The organism is Streptomyces sp. NPDC025721, assembly GCF_055558595.1.
Window position 1 is genome coordinate 566,194 of sequence record NZ_JBVHMF010000001.1, and the last position, 19,207, is coordinate 585,400.

Sequence of the window (19,207 nt, forward strand, 5' to 3'; positions counted from 1 at the left end):
CCCTCCCCGCCTTCCGCACCCTCGGGGCCTACCGTCCGGCCGCGCTGTGGAACGTGCGGCGGTACGCCGTCGGTGACACGCCGAGCGCGGCCTGGAGGTGCTGACGCATCGACGCCGACGTGCCGAAACCCGCCTGCCCGGCGATCTGGTCGACCCCGAGATCGGTGGACTCCAGCAGGTGGCGGGCGTGTTCGACGCGCTGCTGCGTCAGCCACTGTCCCGGGCTCATCCCCACCTCCTCGCGGAACCGCCGGGTGAAGGTGCGTACGCTCATCGACTCGCGCTCGGCGAGCTGCCGCAGTGTGAGCGGCGCGTGCAGCCGGTCCAGCGCCCAGGAGCGCGCCCGCTCCGTACTGGCCAACTGCGGCTCCGGCAGCGGCCTGCGGATGTACTGCGCCTGGCCGCCCTCCCGGTGCGGCGGGACGACGGTGCGGCGCGCGACCCCGTTCGCCACCGCCGTACCGAAGTCGCGGCGCACGATGTGCAGGCACAAGTCGATGCCCGCGGCGACCCCGGCCGAGGTCAGGACGTCGCCGTCGTCCACGTAGAGGACGTCGGGGTCCACCTTGACCTGCGGGAAGAGCCGCTGGAAGTGGTCCGCGCTGCTCCAGTGGGTGGTCGCGGGGCGGCCGTCGAGCAGGCCCGCGGCGGCGAGCAGGAAGGAGCCGGTGCAGATCGAGACCGTACGGGTGCCGGTCCGCATCCGGCGGAAGGCGGCGGCCAGTGCGGGCGTCAGCACCCCCTCGGTGTAGACGGTCCCCAACTCGTGCGAGGCGGGCACGACCACCGTGTCCGCCTCGGCCAGCGCTTCGAGCCCGTGCTCGACGACGACGCTGAAATCGGCGTCGGTACGGACGCTGCCGGGGGCGACGCTGCACGTCACGACCTCGTACAGCTTCCTGCCGTCCTCGACGCCCTGTGCGGCGCCGAAGATCCGCAGCGGGATGCCCAGTTCGAACGGGATCACGCCGTCGAGCGCGAAGACGGCGACCTTGTGCCGGTCGGGGTGCTGGAAAACGGCCATGGCCCGATCCTTTCATATCATGGCCATCGGGCCACTCGTCCGGTGGTACCGATCTCCGGAGACTGTTCGAGTGACGCAGACATCGCACTCCGCCGGTCAGGTCCCTGACACTGTGACCGCCGCACCAGGGCCGGCCGCCACGCCTGGCGAGGCCGCCGCGCCCGGTGTCGTGCCGGGTGCCGTACCCGGTGTCATGCCCGGTGTCGGTGTCGGTGTCGGTGTCGCGCCTGGTGCCGTATCCGGCGTTGTTCCTGACCTCGGTCCCCGCCCCGGCGCCCGCGTACGACCGCACCGCGCCTGGGCCGTCGCCGTCGTCACCTTCGTGACCCTCGTCGGCGCCGCCGCCTTCGCCTCGCTCCCCGGACTGCTGATCGACCCGCTGCACACCGAATTCGGCTGGTCGCGCGGCATGATCGGCTTCGCGGTCTCGGTGAACCTCGCGCTGTACGGGCTCACCGCGCCCTTCGCCGCCGCGCTGATGGACCGCTTCGGCATCCGGCGCGTGGTGGCGTGCGCGCTGGTCACCATCGCGCTCGGCGCGGGACTGACCGTCTACATGACGCAGGTGTGGCAACTCGTGCTGTGCTGGGGCGTGCTCGTCGGCCTCGGCAGCGGCTCGATGGCGCTGGCCTTCGCCGCCACCGTCACCAACCGGTGGTTCGTCGCCCGCCGCGGCCTGGTCACCGGCATCCTCACCGCGGGCGGCGCGGCCGGACAACTGGTCTTCCTGCCCGTGCTGTCCTGGATCACCGAACACCACGGCTGGCGCCCGGCCGCCGCGGTGGTGGCCTGCGCCGCGCTCGCCGTCGTCCCCTTCGTCTGGTTCCTGCTGCGCGATCACCCCGCCGACGTGGGCCTCGCGGCCTACGGCGCCGCCGAGTTCACCCCCAAGCCCGCACCGGTCGCGGGCGCCGCGGGCCGGGCGCTGCGGGCCCTGCGCGACGCGGCGCGTACCGGACCGTTCTGGCTGCTCGCGGGCACCTTCGCGATCTGCGGCGCGTCCACCAACGGCCTGGTCAAGACCCACTTCGTGCCCGCTGCCCACGACCACGGCATGCCCGTCACCGCCGCCGCCTCCCTGCTGGCCGTGATCGGCGTCTTCGACATCGCGGGCACGGTGGCCTCCGGCTGGTTCACCGACCGCGTATCACCGCGCCGCCTGCTCGCGATCTACTACGGCCTGCGCGGACTCTCCCTGATGTTCCTCCCCATCCTGCTCGCGGACAGCGTCCATCCGCCGATGGTGCTGTTCATCGTCTTCTACGGCCTCGACTGGGTCGCCACGGTCCCGCCGACCATCGCCCTGTGCCGCGAGCACTACGGCGAGAACAGCGCGATCGTCTTCGGCTGGGTCCTCGCCTCCCACCAGATCGGAGCCGCCCTCGTCGCCTATCTGGGAGGTGTCGCGCGTGACGCGTTCGGCTCGTACGACGTCGTCTGGTACTCCTCCGGTGCCCTGTGCGCGGTGGCCGCGCTGATGTCCCTCGTCATCCGCCGCCGACCGGTCGCCGCGGTAACGGCGTTGGCGGTTACGGGGTGAACGGGCCGAAAGGAGCGAAAGTTCCGAATCCGCCCCGGTAGAACAGCAAAGGTCCGGAAGGATCCTCGGGGCCGGCCGGGGCGTCCGGGCCGTTGGCGCCGTCCGTCGCGCCCAGCGCGACCACCCGGCCCACCACTACGAGGTGGTCGCCCCCGGTGTGCACCGCGTGGATCGCGCAGTCGATCCACGCGGACGCGCCGCCGATCCGGGGCGACCCCGAAACGGGCGCGGGCGTCCAGTCCACGCCCGCGAACTTGTCCGAGCCACTCACCGCGAACTGCCTGCACAGCGGGGCCTGCCCCGCCGTCAGTACGTTGGCGCAGAAAACCCCCGCACGGGCGATGCGCGGCCAGGTCGTTGACGTACGCCCGACCATGAACGCCACCAGCGGCGGATCCAGCGACAGCGACACGAACGACTGGCAGGCGAAGCCGGCCGGCCCGTCGGGGCAGGCCGCCGTCACCAGTGTCACGCCGGTCGCGAAACGGCCGAGCACCCCGCGGAATTCACCCTGGTCCACCGGTGCCCGCTCGTCCGGGCCCACCGCCCGCAGCGCGGCACGCGCCCCGACCAGTGGTGCGGCGCCCGGCAGCACCGTGGGCGCTGCCGCCGGACCTCCGGCGCCCGGCGCCGCGGCCGTCGCCGCCCCGACCGACCTCAGGTACCGCACGGCGGTCTCCGCCATTCCCGCGTGTCCCATCACCCCTCCATTGAATCTGACGGACCGTCAGATAGGAAGAGCGAGGTGAGGTCGGGGTGAGGTCGGGGCGCTGTCGATCGGCGGGAACCGGGTTTCTCGGCGGGGGCGTGCTCGTCGGCCGGTGGCCGGTGGCCGGTGGCCGGTGGCCGGTGGCCGGTGGCGGGTGGCGAGTGGCAAATGGCGGGAATCGGGTCACCGGCCCCGGAAGTGCGGCTGCCGCCGCTCGGTGAAGCTGCGGACGCCCTCCAGTGCGTCGGCGGTGGTCATGACGATCTCCTGCGCCGCCGCCTCGGCGGCGAACGCGGTGGCGCGGTCGGTGTCGAGGGAGGCGTTGACGAGCTGTTTGGCCAGCGCCGTCGCCCGCGTGGGCCCGGCGGCCAGGCGGTCCGCCCAGGCGCGCGCGGTCTTGTCCAAGTCGGCGGCGGGCACGACGCGGTTGACCAGCCCGAGGCGTTCCGCCTCGGCGGCGGGCAGCGCGTCGCCGAAGAAGAGCAGTTCCTTCGCGCGCTGCGGGCCGACCAGCCGCGGCAGCAGATACGCGCCCCCGCCGTCGGGGGCCAGGCCGCGCCGGACGAACACCTCGATGAACGTGGCCCGTTCCGAGGCGAGGACGAGGTCGCACGCGAGGGCGAGGTGGGCGCCGATCCCGGCGGCGGTGCCGTTGACCGCCGCGACGACCGGCTTCTCGCAGTCGAGCACGGCCGCGATCAGCCGCTGCGCGCCGCGCCTGATCGTCCGCGCCACATCGCCCGGCACCCGCTCGGCCGGTGCGCTCGCGCCTCCGCTCAGATCCGCGCCCGCGCAGAACGCCCGGCCGGTCGCGGTCAGTACGACGGCCCGCACGTCCGGTTCCGCCGAGGCCGCTTCGAGCAGGCCGATCAGGCGTTCGCGCTGGTCCCAGGTCAGGGCGTTCATGGCGTGCGGGCGGTCGAGCGTGATCCACGAGACCCCGTTGTCAGTGGCGTGACGTACAACTGACTCAGCGGAATCGTCCGGTGACTCAGCGGAGTCGGCGGCGGTGTTGTCGGAGTCGGTGGAGGGGGAGTCGGCCATGGGAATCCTCGGTCGGAGCGGGAAGAGCGGGCACGGGGTATGCGGGCACGGGGCACGCGGGCACGGGGTGTTCGAGGGCTGGGCATGGGGGTGCGCGGCGTCCGGGCGCGGGACGTGTCGGCGTGCGCCCTTCCGGCGCGGACCGTTCCGGCACGGACCCGGGAGGGGCGAATCGTCGGCGTACGGGTCGGCGCGGTCAGTAGCAGACGGCCAGTGCGTCGAGCGCGACCGCGCCCTGCCCGCGCGGCAGCACCATCAGCGGGTTGATGTCGAGTTCGGCGAGCGAGTCGCCCAGTTCCATCGCCATCCGCTGCACGCGCATGACCACGTCGACGAGCGCGTCGGTATCGGCGGGCGGCGCCCCCCTGACCCCGTCGAGGATCCTGCGGCCCCGCAGGTCGTCCAGCATGCCGCGCGCGGTGTCCGGCCCGAAGGGCGGCACGCGTACGGCGGTGTCGGCGAGGACCTCGACCAGGATTCCGCCGAGTCCCACGGTGACGGTCGGGCCGAAGAGCGGGTCGGGCGAGACGCCGACCACCATCTCCACGCCGCGCTCGACGAGTTGGCAGACGAGGATGCCGTCCAGGTCGATGTCGGCGGCGCGGGCGGTGTCGGTGAGTTCGCGGTAGGCGTCCCTGACCTGGCTGGCCGAGGTGAGGCCGAGCCTGACCAGGCCCAGCTCCGTCTTGTGCCCGAGCTGCGCCGCGGAAGCCTTCATCACCACCGGGTAGCCGACCAGGCCCGCGGCCCGGACGGCGCCCGCCGCGCTGGTCACCAACTGCTCGCGCGGCACCCGGATCCCGTACGCCCGCAGCAGTTGCTTGGCCGCGTGCTCGCTGAGCTGGTGGCCCGCGCGCAGCAGGCCGCGCGCCTTGCGCGCCGAGGACGACGGTGTGCGCGGCGCTTCGTCGAAGGGCGAGCGGTAGGCGGCGGTGAAACGGTGGTGGTCGAGGTAGGACTTCACGGCGGTGACGCAGTTGCCGAAGGTGCGGAAGGTCGCCAGCCGGGAGGAGCCGAGCAGGGTGGTGCGGTAGGCGTCCTCGGTGCCGACCGGGGAGCCCCATACCACGCAGATCAGCTTGTCCGTCTCCTCGGCCGCGTCCGCCAGGTCGCGGGCCAGCTTGTCGCTCATCGGCGGGAAGGGGCCGGTGATGGGACAGATCAGTACGCCGACGGCCGGATCGGCCAGGATCGCGTCGATGATCTTCCGGCCGCGCCAGTCGCCCACCGGGTGGCCGCCGTTGTCGACCGGGTTGGCGACGTTCAGGTAGTCCGGGATCCACTGGTGGAGTTCGGTGCGCTTGGCCTCCGACAGCGCGGGCAGCCGCAGCCCGGCCGAGGTGGCCAGGTCGGCGAAGTGCGCGCCGGTGCCGCCGGATATGGAGTAGACGACGACCCCGTCCGCGGCGGGCGGCCGGGCGCGGGCCAGCAGGGCCGCGGTGTCCTGGAGTTCGTCGAGCCCGTCGACGCGGATCACGCCGAACTGCCGCAGGGCGGCGTCGATCACGGAATCGGTCCCGGTGAGCTTGCCGGTGTGCGAGGCGGCGGTCCTGGCCCCGGCGTCGGTGCGGCCCACCTTGACCATCACCACCGGCACCTTGCGCCGGGCGGCGCGGTCGGCGGCGAGGCAGAACGACCTGCCGTCCTTGAGCCCTTCCACATATGCCGCGATGGCGCCGACCTCGGGCTGCCCGGCGAAGTAGGAGATGAAGTCGGCGGTCTCCAGGTCCGCTTCGTTGCCGGTGGGCGCCCAGTGGCTGAGCCGGATGCCGAGTTGCTGGAGGGAGTGCAGGGGGCGGCCCTGGTGGCCGGACTGGGTGATCAGCGCGATGGCGGGTCCCGTGAGGTCCTCGCGGAACTCCTCGAAGGCGTTGAGGTTGGTGTTCGGTCCGAGCAGCCGCATGCCGGAGCGGGCGACGACCTCGGCCAGCCGGGTCTGGGCCGCCGCGCCCTCGGCGCCGGTCTCGGCGAAGCCGGAGGCGAAGGCCACGGCGAAGGAGACCTTCGCCTCGCCCAGTTGCTCGATCACCGGCAGCGGGTCGGCGACCAGCAGCACCGCCAGGTCCACGTCCTCGGGGAGATCGGCCACCGAGGCGTGGCAGGGCAGGCCGAAGACGGTCTCCCGGCCGGGGTTGACCGGCAGCAACTGGGCGCCGACCCGCTGCGACCAGGTCAGGAGCTGTCGCGTGATGCCGGTGTTGGGCCGCCCCTCGGTGTCGGACGCGCCGACCACCGCCACCGTCCGTGGCCGGAAGAACCTGTCGAGGTCGGGTACGGGGGCGTGCAGCGGACGGCCGCCGACATCGGTGTCCGACCCGCCGCGCGCGACGGGCCCCGGGCCGGGACTGCGGGTGCTGAACGTGGATCCGAGCATCGGTCTCGCCCCCTCCTGCTGCTGGGTCTACAGAACTGACGCATAGTCAGATTACTGAACTGACGACCTGTCAGGAACAGTCGGGTCACGGAAAAGAAATGTGCGGCCCTGTGCGGGGTGCGGACGCGCGGCGTCCGGTTCGCTCGCGGGGACGCGGGAACGCGGGGACGCGGGGTTCCGGCGTCCCGAGCGGGTCGGCGGCCTGCGTATGGAGAGAGGGGGATGTGGGAGCGGGGGTGTGGGAGCGGGCGTGCGGCAGCGCGCGCACGCCCGGGTGCCGCGGCGGTACGTACGAAGCGGGCGCGTACGGGTCAGCGGGTGTGGGACACCTTCCGGGCGATCCGGCGGGCGTCGATGGCCATTTCGCGGAACATGCCGCTGATGGGGTTGGTGAAGCCGGTGAAGTACAGGCCGGGGGCGCCCTTGGGCGATCGGGCGCCGTGCACGACCGGGCGCCCGCGCCCGTCGAGTACGCCGAGGTGGCCGACGAGCGGTTCGAGGCCGCGCCGGTACCCGGTGGCGGCGATGACGACCTCGGGGCTGATCTGCGAGCCGTCGGCCAGGTGCACCTTGTCCCCGTCGAAGCGCTCGACGGCGGCGACGGGTTCGACCCGCCGGGCGCGTACGGCCTCGATCAGGCCCACGTCCTGGACGGGGATGGAGCCGTCGAGCACGCGCGCGTACAGGCCCGTCTCCGGGCGGGGCAGGCCGTACGCCGACAGGTCGGGCACGCTGGCCCGCTCGATGTACGGGGCGACGCGGTCGACGACGCGGGTCGGCAGCCGTCGGCACAGGATGCCGCTGGCCTGCGCGGGCCAGCCCGCCGTGGACCGGCGCATGATGTGCGGCGGGGTGCGGACGGCGAGCCGTACCCGGGCGGCGCCGCCTTCGACGAGGTCGACGGCGATCTCGGCGCCGCTGTTGCCGACGCCGACGACGAGCACGTCGCGCCCGGCGTAGGGCGCGGCGTTGCGGTAGGCGGCGGAGTGCAGGAGTTCGCCGGGGAAGGTGTCGCGGCCCTCCCAGTCCGGTATGTGCGGCGCGTGGTTGTGGCCGGTGGCGACGACGACCACGGGGGAGGTGAGCACCCGGCCGCCGTTGGCGGGCAGCTCCCAGCCCGCGCCCGACGCCGCGCGGTCGACGCGCTCCACCGCTATGCCGGTGGTGATGTCCAGGTCGTGGTGCTCGGCGTACTGCTCCAGGTAGCGCACCACGTCGTCGCGGGCGACCCAACGGCCGTACGCGCGCGGGATCTGCAGGCCGGGCAGCGCGGACAGCCGGCGCGTGGTGTGCAGGCGGAGCCGGTCGTAGTGGGCGCGCCAGGAGGCGCCGAGGTGCTCCGAGCGCTCCAGTACCAGGGGGCGCACCCCTCGCGCTCTGAGCGCGGCAGCGGCGGCCAGGCCGCCGGGTCCCGCGCCGATGACGATGGCGTCCGGCTCGGCGGTCGCGCTGCTCGCGGGTGTGCCCGAACCGGCGTTGCTGGGGTGGGACATGGAGAACTCCCGGGGCCTGAAAGTCGTACGAGAAACGAGTTGCGGCGGTACCGGAAGGTAACTGCTCGCGCGCGTGTGAGCGTAGCCCGGAACGGATCGGTCGGCGAGGTTCGGTCCGGCCTCTTGCGCATACCGCCCGCCATCCGCTGAACTGACGTACCGTCAGATTCGGAGGAGGTCCGGCATGCGCGCGATCTGGCTCAGCGGCCCGGAATGGCTGGCCGTACTGCGCATAGGGCTGGGGCTGTGGTGGCTGGAGAGTTGGCGGCACAAGGACAAGAAGGCGTGGTTCGCGCGAGGTACGGGCATCGCCTGGGCCGCCGACGTGGCCGAGCGGCACCGCTGGCCCTTCGTGCGCACCGGCTTCGCGGCGGTCGTCACCCCGCGACCCCGCCTGATGGCGTACGTCGTCGTCTACGCCGAACTCGCCCTCGGGCTCGGGCTGATCACCGGCCTGCTCACCCCCATCGCCCTCGTCGGCGGTCTGCTGCTGAACCTGCTCTACCTCGTCCTGATGATCCACGACTGGGCCGAGCAGGGACAGAACGCGATGATGGCGCTGATCTCGGTCGTCGCGTTCTTCGCCGTGAGCTGGCAGACATGGTCGCTGGACGACGCCTTCGGGCTGTTCCGGTGAGCGGCGCGGCGCGGTTCGACCTGCCGCGAACCGACGCCTTCACCCGGACCTATTGGGACGCGGCGGCCGAGGGGCGGCTGCTCATCCGGCGCTGCCGGGCCGAGGGATGCGGCGCCGCGCACCACTACCCGCGCGAATTCTGCCCGCACTGCTGGAGCGAGGACGTGGTCTGGGAGACCGCCTCCGGCCTCGCCACCCTCTACACCTGGTCGGTCGTCCACCTCAACGACCTGCCGCCGTTCCGCGACCGGCTCCCCTACGCGGCGGCCGTCGTCGATCTCGCCGAAGGGCCGCGCATGATGACGGAAGTCATCGACTGCGCGGCGCAGGGATTACGGATCGGGATGCCGCTGAGGGTGGATTTCCGCCGTGGCGCGGACGCGGGAACCCCGCCCGAGGACGAGCCCTCGATCCCCGTCTTCCGCCCGGCCTGAGCCCCTGCCGCCCGCGTGAGACGGGCGTCAGCGCTTGGCCGTCCCATGTGCGGCGTATGCGACCGGGCCCGTACCGCCTTCCGGTACAGCGCCTGGATCGCGTCGTCGAAGAACGGGCTGTACGAGATCCGGTCGGACAGCCCGCCCTCGTCCTCGCCGCCGATCAGACCGATGACGCTGCCGCTCTTGGTGCGGGTGTTGTAGTCGAGCAGCCACGGGCTGCCGGAGGTGCCGGCGAAGTAACCCGCGCACACCAGCTGCAATTGGCGCAGCCCTTCGAGCCGCGAGGTGGTCGTCGTGCAGGTGATCGCCTCGTCGGACGGGTCGTCGGAGGTGCGCGGGTAGCCGATGACGGTGACGCGATTGTGGAAGCCGGGCGTACGGATCAGGCGGTTGCCGCCCGTCACCTCCTCGATCCGCCGCCCGTCCGCGTCCGGCGCGACCCGGGCGAAGGCGAAGTCGTAGGCGGACTCGGCGTCGTCCGCGGGTGCCCAGCGCGCGTCGGTGAAGACCTGCGAGACGGCCCAGATCCCGTACGGCTGCCGGGCCGCACCCGCGCGGAACTGCGGTACGAAGCCGATGTTCGCGCCCGGCCGGCAGTGCGCGGCGGTCAGGATCAGGTCGCGGCCGGGGCTGTGCACGACGCTCGCGGTGCAGAAGTGCGCGGTCATGTCGCCGTCGACCGAGAAGAGCATGCCGACGGTCGGGACGCCCCCGAAGTGCGTCGCGGTCTCGGAGCGGGTGAACGGTCCCGGCACGGTGCCCGGTTCCGCCGCCGGGCCGAGCTGCCGGACCGACGACGGCATGGAGTCGGCCATCCGCTCGGGGGTCCAGAAGCGCGCGGCGGCCCTGTTCGTCCAGTGCGGCGCCGTACGCGGGCGTCCGGCACCGGGCAGCAGCACCGACACCAGGACCAGCGCGGCGGTGCACACGGCGGGCAGCAGGAGGCGTCGCAGCACGCGGGAAGGGTATCGGGCGCACCCGGCCGCGTACGGCCGGGACACCGGCGCTGACCGCTGCGGATCGCCCGGCCTCAGCCCCGGCCGAGCACCATCGTGCCGGAGGAGCAGAACCAGCCGCCCGTCCCCGAGGCGACGGCCAGCTCCGGCAGCCGCCCGCCCGCCTTGCGCACCTGCCGCTCACCCGCCTCGCCGCGCAACTGCCGTACGGCCTCGACCAGCAGGAAAAGACCGCGCATACCGGGGTGGCAGGCGGACAGGCCGCCGCCGTCGGTGTTCACCGGCAGCGCGCCGTCCACCGTCAGCCGCCCGTCCGCCACAAAGGCGCCGCCCTCGCCCTTGGCGCAGAACCCCAGATCCTCCAGCGTTACCAGCGTCATATAGGTGAAGGCGTCGTAGATCTCCGCCAGGTCGATCTCCGCGGGCGTCACCCCCGCGCGCTCGAAGGCCAGCCGTCCCGAGGCCGCGGCGGGGGAGACGGTGAAATCCGGCCACTGGGCCATCGACGTGTGCGACACCGACGTGCCGCTGCCCAGCACCCATACCGGCGGCTTGGCGCAACCCGTCACATATTCCTCGGCCGCCAGCAATACGGCGCCGCCGCCGTCGGAGCGCAGGCAGCAGTGCAGCTTGGTGAACGGGTCCGCGATCATCGGCCCCGACAGCACCTCGTCCACGGTGATGGGCGCGCGGTACATGGCGTCGGGATTGCGGGCCGCGTTCGACCGCGCCTGGACGGCGACTTCGGCGAGCTGCTCCAAGGTGGTGCCGTACTCGTGCATATGGCGCCGCGCGGCCATCGCGTACTTGGAGATCAGCGTGTGGCCGTACGGGACCTCGAACTGGAGCGGGCCGCCCGCGCCGAAGGACAGATTGGCGGTACGGCGGCCCGCCTTGAGATCGGCGCGGGCGGTGGAGCCGTAGACGAGCAGCACGGCGTTGGCGTGGCCCGCGGCTATGGCGTCCGCCGCGTGCGCGGCCATCACCTCCCACGTCGAGCCGCCCACGGCCGTGGAGTCCACCCAGGTCGGCCGCAGCCCCAGATACTCGGCCACCTCGACCGGCGCCAGCGTGCCGAGCCCGGCGGAGGCCAGGCCGTCCACTACGGCCCGGTCGAGACCGGAGTCGGCGAGCGCGCGCCTGGCCGCCTGCGCGTGCAGCGCGTACGCGGTGGCGTCGTCCACCCGTCCGCAGTCCGACAGGGCGACACCGACGACCGCCACAGCACGTTGTCCACGGGGGCGTTGAGCCATGAATCTGACGGTACATCAGATTCGGGTGGCGGCGATACGGTCCCGGTGCGGGTTCAGCGCCGCCTGTCCGACCGCTTGCTCAGCAGTGCGAGCGCGCTCAGCGCCTGCGTGATCGAGACCAGCGACAGCAGGATGTACAGCGCCCTGCGCAACCCGTCCGGATGCGCCCAGAACTGCGCGCTGATCCACACCACCAGCAAGATCGCCCACGTCCACGCGTATGCCCTGAGCTGGGTCGTCGAGGAGTCGGGGCCGGGCGAGAGGAAGCGGCGGAGGGCGCTGCGCCGCGGCGCCCCAGGCGGCTGGCTGCTGCTGGTCATGCGGGACATGATGCCCCGCCGGGGCGCGCGCGTCGGTGCGCGGGGTCCGGGGTGGGTCGGTTTCACGGTCCCAGGCGGGCGCTCTTGTGGGGCCGCGCACGGGTGGCGGCCGTGGGGTGCCGCGGGTTGGCGTATCCGCCCGGGCGCTGGTGTGGCGCCCGCCACCAGGTGCGGCCTTGGCGCCGGCTCGCGTATCGGCGGTGCACGGGCCTGGGCATCGTGGCGGGGGGCACCTAAGATGACGGCCCGTCAGATCGCAGTCGCGGCAGGGAGGAGCGGCCGATGGACGCCGCGTTCACCGACGAGCAGGCCGAAATCCGGCGCACATTGCGGGACCTGCTGCACAAACGCTGTGGTCCCGACGATGTGCGGGCCGCCGTCGCCACGGCGGCGGGGCACGACGAGGCACTGTGGCGCCATCTCGCGCAGACGCTCGGCCTGCCGGGGCTCGCGCTGCCCGCAGCGGTCGGCGGAGTCGGCTGCGGCCCCACCGAACTGGTCCTCGCCAGCGAGGAGACCGGCCGGGCGCTGCTGCCGTCCCCGCTGCTCGGCACCTCCGTCCTGGCCGCGCCCCTGATCGCGGCCCTCGGCAATCAGGAGCAGCGGGCTCGCCTGCTGCCGCGGATCGCCGACGGCACCCTGACCGCCGCGCTGGTCACCGCTGGCCCGCCGGCCACCGCGCTGGCCCTCACCGGGCCCAATGACGGCGACTGGGCGGGTGGCGGCCGGGCGGGCGGCGTCCAGGCCCGCGCGGCGGCCGACGGGCCGCCAGGACGGCACCTGCTCTACGGGCAGGCGGACCGCGCGCTCGGCGCGCACAGCGCGGACCTGCTGATCGTGGCGGCCCACACCGGCGGATACGCGGCCACCCGTACCCGGCTCTTCCTCGTCGAATCCACCGCACCGGGGCTCGTACGCACCCGCCTGACCGCGCTCGACGAGACCCGGCCCCTGGCCCGCGTCGAGCTGCGCGACACTCCCGCCGAAGCGCTCGGCGGCGCCCCCGCCGCCGCCCTGGCCGACGCCGGCCGCCTCGCCGCCGCCGCGCTCGCCGCGGAAGCCGTGGGCGCCGCCGATCACGCGCTCACCTCGACGGTGGAGTACGTGAAGGTCAGGGAGCAGTTCGGGCGCCCGATCGGCTCCTTCCAGGCGGTCAAGCACCGGCTCGCCGACCTGTACGTACAGCTTCAGGCGGCGCGGTCCGCCGCCTATTACGCCGCCTGGGCGGCCGGGGCCTCCTCCAGGGCGGACGACACCGAGGCGAGCGCCGAATTCGAGCTGGCCGCGCCCGTAGCCCTCGCCCAGGCGCTGGAAACGCTGCGCATGGTGGCGGGCGCGGCGATCCAGTTGCACGGCGGCCTCGGCTTCACCTGGGAGCACCACGCGCATCTGTACTTCAAGCGGGCCACCGCCGACGAACTGCTCTTCGGACCGGTCGACGCCCTGCGCGCGCACGCCGCCGACCGGGCAGGGCTCTTCGCGCCCTCGGCGGTCAGGAGCGCGGCGTGAGCGGCGCGGCCGACGCCGACGTGAAGGGCGCCGTCAGCGGGCGCGGTGTGGTCAGCAGGACCGGCGTCCTCGGCAGGTCCGTGCAGAAGGTGTCGGCCACCCGGGCCTTCGCCAAGATCGCGCCGCATGTCGTGCCGGTCATGGACAGCGCGGTCCACCGGCTGACCGGCGGAAGGTTCCTGGTCAGCGCGAGCCTGCTGCCCGGCGTCGTCCTCACCGCGACCGGCGCCCGCAGCGGACTGCCGCGGCGTACGCCGCTGGCGTGCATGCCGGAGGACGGCGGCACCCTCGTTCTCGTGGGCAGCAACTTCGGCCGTCCGGGGCATCCGGCCTGGTCGGCCAATCTGCTGGCGCATCCCGACGCCGTGGTCAGCGGCCGGGGCCGCGACCTCCAGGTCACCGCGAGCCTGCTGACCGGCGACGACCGCGCCGCCGCCTGGAAGGCGCTGGTCGCCTTCTGGCCGCCCTACGCGGTCTACGCCTCCCGCGTGACGCGCGAGATCCGGGTGTTCCGGCTGACGCCGCGCGAGTGAGGCGGGGGTGAAGGGTCACCCACACGAAGACGCGGATAGGGGGCGTCACCCACACGAAGACGCGGGCAGAAGTCGCGCGCACGGGAGCGTGAACACGGAGGCGTGCGCGCGGGAGCGTGTACACGAAGCCGGGGATCCGTGCCGTCACCCACACGAAGACGCGGGCGCCGCGTACCTCCCCCGAGGACTGTGCGGCGCCCGCGTCAGGGCGTGACTTTCTGGCAGGACGGCGAAACGTCAACGCGAAAAGCGGTGCGTGCCGCGTCCGCTACTTGGCGGGCTTCTTTCCGGTCACACCGAGGTGGACCAGCAGCGCGAGATTCGGCTTCAGCTCGGCCTGCTTGACGCCCCAGCTCGTGAAGCCCTTCTGGTGAGCGGCGACAGCGGCCAGCATGGCGACCAGCGATCCGGCGACGGCCGCCGGGCTGACCTCCTTGTCGACCTTGCCCTTGCTCTGAAGGTCCTTGATGGAGTCGGTCAGGGAATTGGTGACGGCGTTGAGGATCTTCATGCGGATCTTGTAGAACCGCTTGTCCCCTTCCGCTGCTCCGAGGTCGACGACGCGCAAAATGGCGTCGTGCTTCCGCCAGAAGGAGAGGAAACCGTCGACGAGTTCCTCGGCCGCCTGGGCGCCTGATTTGCCGACCCAGGAGCGGCCCGCGACCAATTCGGTCAGGCCCGCCCCCTCCTTGGCCATCTCGTCGGCGAGTTCGAGAACGGCGCCCTCGACGTCGGGGAAGTACTGGTAGAACGTTGCGGGGGAGGTGCCCGCCATCCGGGCGACGTCGATGACCTTGACGTCCCGGTACGGCGACGTGCTGAGCATCTCGCCCAGGCAGTCGAGCAGCTTCTGCCGCGTCGCCTGCCCGCGGCGACCGGCAACACGGCCGTCGACGGTGCGAACTTGTCCTGTCATGCCGTCAGTTTACCGACGGGTGATCAGCGCGCGATTCGGCCGCCTGCAAATGGGGAGGCAGCTCACCGCCACCATGAACATGCAGCTCAGCGCCGGTTACATAGCGTGCTGACGGGGAGGCCAGAAAGAGGACGGGACCGGCGATGTCGGCCGGTTCCGCGAATCTCCCCAGCGGTATGGTGGCGGCCACCGCGCGCTGTACGGCGGGGTCGCCCTCCCCGTAGTGCGCCGCCGAGCGGTCCGTCAGCACCAGGCCCACGACCAGGCAGTTCACCCGGATCGCGGGGCCCCACTCGGCGGCCAGCGAGCGGGTGAGGGAGGCCAGGCCCGCTTTGGCGGCGCCATATGCGGCGGTTCCCGGCGAGGGGCGGCTGCCGCTGACGCTGCCGATGTTGACGATGGAGCCGCCGTCCGGCTGGCGGGCCATCAGGGCGTACGCGGCCTGTGCGCAGTACAGCGGCGCCAGCAGATTCAGCTCGACGACCGCCCGCGAGAAGCGCGGCGAGGCGGTGGCGGCGTCGGCGGCGGGGGAGCCGCCCGCGTTGTTCACCAGCAGGTCGAGCCGCCCGTACACCTCGGCGACGTGCGCGAAGAGCGCCCGCACCGCCTCGGGGTCGCGGACGTCCGCGGCCCGGAAGGCGACACCGGGCGGCAGGTCCGCGGGCGGTGTGCGCCCGCACACCAGCACCCGGGCGCCGGCCGCCGCCAGCGCCTCGGCGATGCCCCGGCCGATGCCGCGCGTGCCGCCGGTCACGACCGCCACTCGCCCTTCCAGGTCGTCCGTCACGTGGGCTATCGTGCCAGAGGAACTGACGATCCGTCAGATCTGTGCCGGGCATCGGTCGGGATCCGGATCCGTACATCCGTAAAAGTCCAACGAGCGGGCGGAGGACGGCGCATGGCGATACAGGTGGCACGCCCCGGGACCGGCGTCGCGGAAGTGGTGATCGACGCGCCGCCGGTCAACGCGATCGACGTGAAGGGCTGGTTCGCACTCGCCGACGCGCTCACCGCGCAGGGCGCGGACCCCGAGGTGCGGGCGGTGGTCCTGCGCGCGGAGGGCCGCGGATTCTGCGCGGGGGTCGACCTCAAGGAGATGCAGAGCACCGCCGGATTCGACGCGCTGCTCGGCGCCAACGCCGGATGCGCCGCCGCCTTCTCCGCCGTCTACGACTGTCCGGTCCCCGTGATCGCCGCCGTGCACGGCTTCTGCCTCGGCGGCGGCGTCGGCCTGGCCGGGAACGCCGATCTGGTCATCGCCTCCCATGACGCGTACTTCGGCCTGCCCGAGGTCGACAGGGGCGCACTCGGCGCCGCCACGCACCTGGCCAGGCTCGTACCGCAGCAGCGCATGCGGCACATGGTCTACACGTCGCAGAACGCCACGGCCGCCGAGCTGCACGGCTACGGCACGGTCCTCGCGCTCACCCCCAGGGATCGTCTGCGCGACGCAGCCGTCGAGATCGCCACCGCGGTCGCCGCCAAGGACCCGCAGGTGGTCAGGGCCGCGAAACAGTCGCTCAACGGCATCGACCCGGTCGACGTCAAGCGCTCCTACCGCTACGAACAGGGCTTCACCTTCGAACTCAACCTGGCGGGCGTCGGCGACCGGCTGCGCGACGCCTTCACCGAGGGAGGCGCCGGATGACGGACAAGCGCATGACCGCCGACGAGGCGATAGCGCACCTCGCCGACGGCATGACCGTCGGCATCGGCGGCTGGGGCTCGCGCCGCAAACCGATGGCCCTGGTGCGCGCGATCCTCCGCTCCCCGCTCACCGACCTCACCCTGGTCTCCTACGGCGGCCCCGACGTCGGCCTGCTGTGCGCGGCGGGCAAGGTCCGCAAGGTCGTCTACGGCTTCGTCACCCTCGATTCCGTCCCCCTGGAGCCGCATTTCCGTGCCGCCCGCGAGAACGGCACCGTCAAGGCGCTCGAAATGGACGAGGGCATGTTCCTGGCGGGGCTGCGCGCCGCAGCCCTCCGGCTGCCCTTCATGCCGGTACGCGCCGGGCTCGGCGCCGACGTGCTGCGGTACGCGCCCGAGCTGCGGGTGCTCCCCGACCCCTACGGCACCGGGGACGAGGTGGTCGCCGTACCGCCGCTGCGGCTGGACGCCGCCCTGGTGCACGCCAACCTCGCCGACCCCGCGGGCAGCGCCGCACTCACCGGGCCCGACCAGTTCTTCGACGACCTGTTCTGCCAGGCCGCGGACGCCGCCTATGTGTCGGCCGAACGCGTCGTGCCCACCGCCGACCTGCTCAAGGAGGCGGGGTGCGTGCACGCCCTCGTCCTGCACCGCTACCTCACCCATGGCGTGATCGAGGCGCCGCGCGGCGCGCACTTCACCGAGTGCCCACCCGAATACGGCCGCGACGAGCCGTTCCAGCGCGCCTACGCGACCGCCGCGGCCGACCCGGCGGCCTGGGCCGCCTTCGCCGAACGCTTCCTCACCCATACGGATGAATCGTCTTATCAACAGGCTGTGGATAACTTCCGCGAGGAGGCGACCCGATGACCGCGCCCCCGAACGGCCCGACCGCGCCCCCGAACGACTCGACCGCCGCGGCGACCGCCCCCGCCACCAGGGCCGAGATCTGCGTCACCGCCTGCGCCGACGCCTGGCGCGGCGACGGCGAGATCCTGGCCAGCCCCATGGGCGTCGTGCCCACCCTCGGCGCCCGCCTCGCCCGCGCCACCTTCGCCCCCGACCTGGTGCTCAGCGACGGGCTGGCCTATCTGCTGGCCGGCGACATCCCCCTCGGGGCAGCACCCGACGCGCTCACCGTCGAGGGCTGGCTGCCCTACCGCGCGGTCCTCGACCTGGCCGCGCGCGGGCGGCGCCACGTCATGATGGGCCCCAGCCAGATCGACGCGTACGGCAACGCCAACATCTCCTGCATCGGCCCCTGGGCCCGCCCCACCCGGCAGCTCCTCGGCGCGCGCGGCGCCCCCGGCAACACCGTCAACCACACCACCAGCTACTGGGTGCCCCGGCACGCCCCGCGCGCCTTCGTCGAGCGCGTCGACGTCGTCTGCGGCATCGGCTACGACCGCGCCGCCGCCGTCGGCCGCGCCGCGCGCTTCCACGGTCTGCGCACGGTCGTCACCAATCTGTGCGTCCTGGACTTCGGCGGACCCGGCCACCACATGCGGCTCGCCTCGCTGCACCCCGGCGTCACCCTGGAGCAGGTCGTAGCGGCGACCGGCTTCCGCCTCACCGTCCCGGCCCGCGTCCCCACCACCCGACAGCCCACCGACGCCGAACTGCGCGTCCTGCGCGACGTCCTCGACCCGCGCTCCGCCCGCGACCGCGAGGTCCCCGCATGACCGCCGACGGTCCGCTGAGCACCCGCCTCACCGACCTCACCGGCATCCGCCACCCCATCGTGCAGACCGGTATGGGATACGTCGCCCGCCCCCGCCTCGTCGCCGCCGCGGCCAACGCCGGGGCCCTCGGCGTACTGGCCGCCGCCACCTTGTCGTACGACGAACTGACCGCGGCCGTCGCCGAGGTCAAGGCGGCGGCCCCCGGACGGCCCTTCGGGGTCAACCTCAGGGCCGACGCACCGGACGCGGCACGGCGGATCGCGCTGATGGGCCGCGAGGGCGTACGGGTGGCGTCCTTCGCCCAGGCGCCGACCAGGGAGCTGATCCGCGCCGCGCACGACGAGGGGATGGTCGCCGTGCCGTCGGTCGGGGCGCGGCGGCACGCGGAGAAGGTCGCCGAGTGGGGCGCGGACGCGGTGATCGTGCAGGGCGGCGAGGGCGGCGGGCACACCGGCCGGGTGCCGACCACGCTGCTGCTGCCGCAGGTGGTGGACGCGCTGCGGGGCAGCGGGGTGGCCGTGGTCGGCGCGGGCGGCTTCTTCGACGGGCGCGGCCTCGTCGCGGCCCTCGCCTACGGCGCGGACGGCATCGCGATGGGCACCCGCTTCCTGCTGACCTCCGACGCGCCCGTGCCGCGCGCCGTCCAGGACCGCTACCTGGCCGCCGACGTCACCGGCACCCTCGTCACCACCGAGGTCGACGGGGTGCCGCACCGCGTCCTCGCCACCGACTTCGTCCGCTCGCTGGAACGCGGCGGCCCCCTCGTCCGCTACCCGCGCGCGCTGCGCAACGCCGTCCGCTTCTCCCGGCTGTCCGGGACGCCGCTGCGCGCGATGCTCCGGGAGGGACGGGCGATGCGCGGCGCCCGCGAGCTGAGCTGGCCGCAGGTCCTGATGGCCGCGAACACCCCGGTGCTGCTCCGCGCCGCGATGGTCGAAGGGCGCGCTGACCTGGGCGTCATGGCCTCGGGGCAGGTGGCGGGAGTGATCGCCGACCTGCCCTCGTGCGCGGAGCTGGTGGACCGGATCATGGCCGAAACCGAGGAAGTCCTGGGCCGTCTCAAGAATTGACCATATGTTCGAATTCTCTCTCGTGCGGGCGGGAAGATCACTGGTTACGGTGGCATTCCAGAC

At 73.1% G+C, this 19,207-nt stretch carries 18 protein-coding genes and 1 pseudogene; 9 read left to right on the forward strand and 10 right to left on the reverse strand.

Features of this window, described 5'->3' with window-relative positions:
* Positions 1–28: 28 nt before the first annotated feature.
* Positions 29–1,024, reverse strand: coding sequence for a GlxA family transcriptional regulator (locus tag ACZ4EF_RS02525; RefSeq protein ID WP_391162438.1), 996 nt, complete (start codon positions 1,022–1,024; stop codon positions 29–31).
* 193 nt (positions 1,025–1,217) lie between these two features.
* Here ACZ4EF_RS02525 and ACZ4EF_RS02530 point away from each other — a divergent pair, with 193 nt between their 5' ends.
* A complete protein-coding gene (locus tag ACZ4EF_RS02530) occupies positions 1,218–2,564 on the forward strand; it encodes an MFS transporter (protein ID WP_467502634.1) in 1,347 nt (448 codons plus the stop codon).
* On the opposite strand, the gene ACZ4EF_RS02535 is transcribed toward ACZ4EF_RS02530, so the two are convergent.
* From ACZ4EF_RS02535 to ACZ4EF_RS02550, 4 genes are all read right to left on the reverse strand, one after another.
* Positions 2,554–3,264 (reverse strand): flavin reductase family protein, encoded by a 711-nt coding sequence (locus tag ACZ4EF_RS02535; protein WP_467502358.1) that lies wholly within the window; start codon positions 3,262–3,264, stop codon positions 2,554–2,556. The two genes, ACZ4EF_RS02530 and ACZ4EF_RS02535, sit on opposite strands and share 11 nt — an antisense overlap.
* Positions 3,265–3,456: 192 nt before the next feature.
* Entirely contained in the window at positions 3,457–4,317 is an 861-nt protein-coding gene (locus ACZ4EF_RS02540; RefSeq protein WP_467502360.1) for an enoyl-CoA hydratase/isomerase family protein, read from the reverse strand.
* Positions 4,318–4,513: 196 nt separating this feature from the next.
* On the reverse strand, positions 4,514–6,691 hold the full coding sequence (locus ACZ4EF_RS02545) for an acetate--CoA ligase family protein (protein WP_402710683.1): 2,178 nt from the start codon (positions 6,689–6,691) through the stop codon (positions 4,514–4,516).
* Between the two features lie 311 nt (positions 6,692–7,002).
* On the reverse strand, positions 7,003–8,184 hold the full coding sequence (locus ACZ4EF_RS02550) for a flavin-containing monooxygenase (RefSeq protein WP_355337603.1): 1,182 nt from the start codon (positions 8,182–8,184) through the stop codon (positions 7,003–7,005).
* A gap of 184 nt (positions 8,185–8,368) precedes the next feature.
* Between ACZ4EF_RS02550 and ACZ4EF_RS02555 the strand changes: the two genes are divergently transcribed.
* Both ACZ4EF_RS02555 and ACZ4EF_RS02560 read left to right on the forward strand, forming a co-directional pair.
* Positions 8,369–8,821 carry a DoxX family protein gene (locus ACZ4EF_RS02555; protein ID WP_467502363.1) on the forward strand — a complete coding sequence of 151 codons (453 nt, stop codon included), beginning with the start codon at positions 8,369–8,371 and terminating at the stop codon, positions 8,819–8,821.
* Complete coding sequence (locus tag ACZ4EF_RS02560) at positions 8,785–9,255, forward strand: Zn-ribbon domain-containing OB-fold protein (RefSeq protein ID WP_467502365.1); 471 nt, start codon at positions 8,785–8,787, stop codon at positions 9,253–9,255. The genes ACZ4EF_RS02555 and ACZ4EF_RS02560 overlap by 37 nt, the downstream gene beginning before the upstream one ends.
* A 176-nt stretch (positions 9,256–9,431) precedes the next feature.
* Here the strand turns inward: ACZ4EF_RS02560 and ACZ4EF_RS02565 are convergent.
* The 3 genes and pseudogenes from ACZ4EF_RS02565 to ACZ4EF_RS02575 all read right to left on the reverse strand — a co-directional run.
* Positions 9,432–10,073 (reverse strand): annotated as a pseudogene (locus tag ACZ4EF_RS02565) (trypsin-like serine peptidase); the annotation flags it as partial.
* 215 nt (positions 10,074–10,288) lie between these two features.
* Positions 10,289–11,467 carry a thiolase C-terminal domain-containing protein gene (locus ACZ4EF_RS02570; RefSeq protein WP_467502367.1) on the reverse strand — a complete coding sequence of 393 codons (1,179 nt, stop codon included), beginning with the start codon at positions 11,465–11,467 and terminating at the stop codon, positions 10,289–10,291.
* A 53-nt stretch (positions 11,468–11,520) separates the two neighbouring features.
* Positions 11,521–11,787 (reverse strand): hypothetical protein, encoded by a 267-nt coding sequence (locus tag ACZ4EF_RS02575; protein ID WP_355337618.1) that lies wholly within the window; start codon positions 11,785–11,787, stop codon positions 11,521–11,523.
* A 282-nt stretch (positions 11,788–12,069) separates the two neighbouring features.
* Here ACZ4EF_RS02575 and ACZ4EF_RS02580 point away from each other — a divergent pair, with 282 nt between their 5' ends.
* A complete protein-coding gene (locus tag ACZ4EF_RS02580) occupies positions 12,070–13,296 on the forward strand; it encodes an acyl-CoA dehydrogenase family protein (protein ID WP_467502369.1) in 1,227 nt (408 codons plus the stop codon).
* A 47-nt stretch (positions 13,297–13,343) separates the two neighbouring features.
* The gene (locus ACZ4EF_RS02585) at positions 13,344–13,829 is read left to right on the forward strand and encodes a nitroreductase family deazaflavin-dependent oxidoreductase (RefSeq protein WP_355338068.1); all 486 of its coding nucleotides are present in this window, start codon (positions 13,344–13,346) and stop codon (positions 13,827–13,829) included.
* Positions 13,830–14,097: 268 nt separating this feature from the next.
* Here ACZ4EF_RS02585 and ACZ4EF_RS02590 read toward each other — a convergent pair whose 3' ends face one another.
* Positions 14,098–14,745: a TetR/AcrR family transcriptional regulator gene (locus ACZ4EF_RS02590; RefSeq protein WP_355337624.1), complete on the reverse strand. Its 648-nt coding sequence runs from the start codon at positions 14,743–14,745 to the stop codon at positions 14,098–14,100.
* Positions 14,746–14,749: 4 nt separating this feature from the next.
* Entirely contained in the window at positions 14,750–15,532 is a 783-nt protein-coding gene (locus ACZ4EF_RS02595; protein WP_467502371.1) for an SDR family oxidoreductase, read from the reverse strand.
* Positions 15,533–15,643: 111 nt separating this feature from the next.
* Between ACZ4EF_RS02595 and ACZ4EF_RS02600 the strand changes: the two genes are divergently transcribed.
* Genes ACZ4EF_RS02600 through ACZ4EF_RS02615 form a run of 4 tightly spaced genes read left to right on the forward strand, consistent with a single transcriptional unit; the run spans position 15,644 to position 19,144 of the window.
* Complete coding sequence (locus ACZ4EF_RS02600; RefSeq protein WP_391043208.1) at positions 15,644–16,393, forward strand: enoyl-CoA hydratase family protein; 750 nt, start codon at positions 15,644–15,646, stop codon at positions 16,391–16,393.
* Positions 16,390–17,262, forward strand: coding sequence for a CoA transferase subunit A (locus ACZ4EF_RS02605; protein WP_467502373.1), 873 nt, complete (start codon positions 16,390–16,392; stop codon positions 17,260–17,262). Before ACZ4EF_RS02600 ends, ACZ4EF_RS02605 begins: the two co-directional genes overlap by 4 nt.
* The gene (locus tag ACZ4EF_RS02610; RefSeq protein WP_355337636.1) at positions 17,259–18,074 is read left to right on the forward strand and encodes a CoA-transferase subunit beta; all 816 of its coding nucleotides are present in this window, start codon (positions 17,259–17,261) and stop codon (positions 18,072–18,074) included. Before ACZ4EF_RS02605 ends, ACZ4EF_RS02610 begins: the two co-directional genes overlap by 4 nt.
* A complete protein-coding gene (locus ACZ4EF_RS02615; protein ID WP_467502375.1) occupies positions 18,071–19,144 on the forward strand; it encodes an NAD(P)H-dependent flavin oxidoreductase in 1,074 nt (357 codons plus the stop codon). Before ACZ4EF_RS02610 ends, ACZ4EF_RS02615 begins: the two co-directional genes overlap by 4 nt.
* The last annotated feature ends 63 nt before the right edge of the window (positions 19,145–19,207 follow it).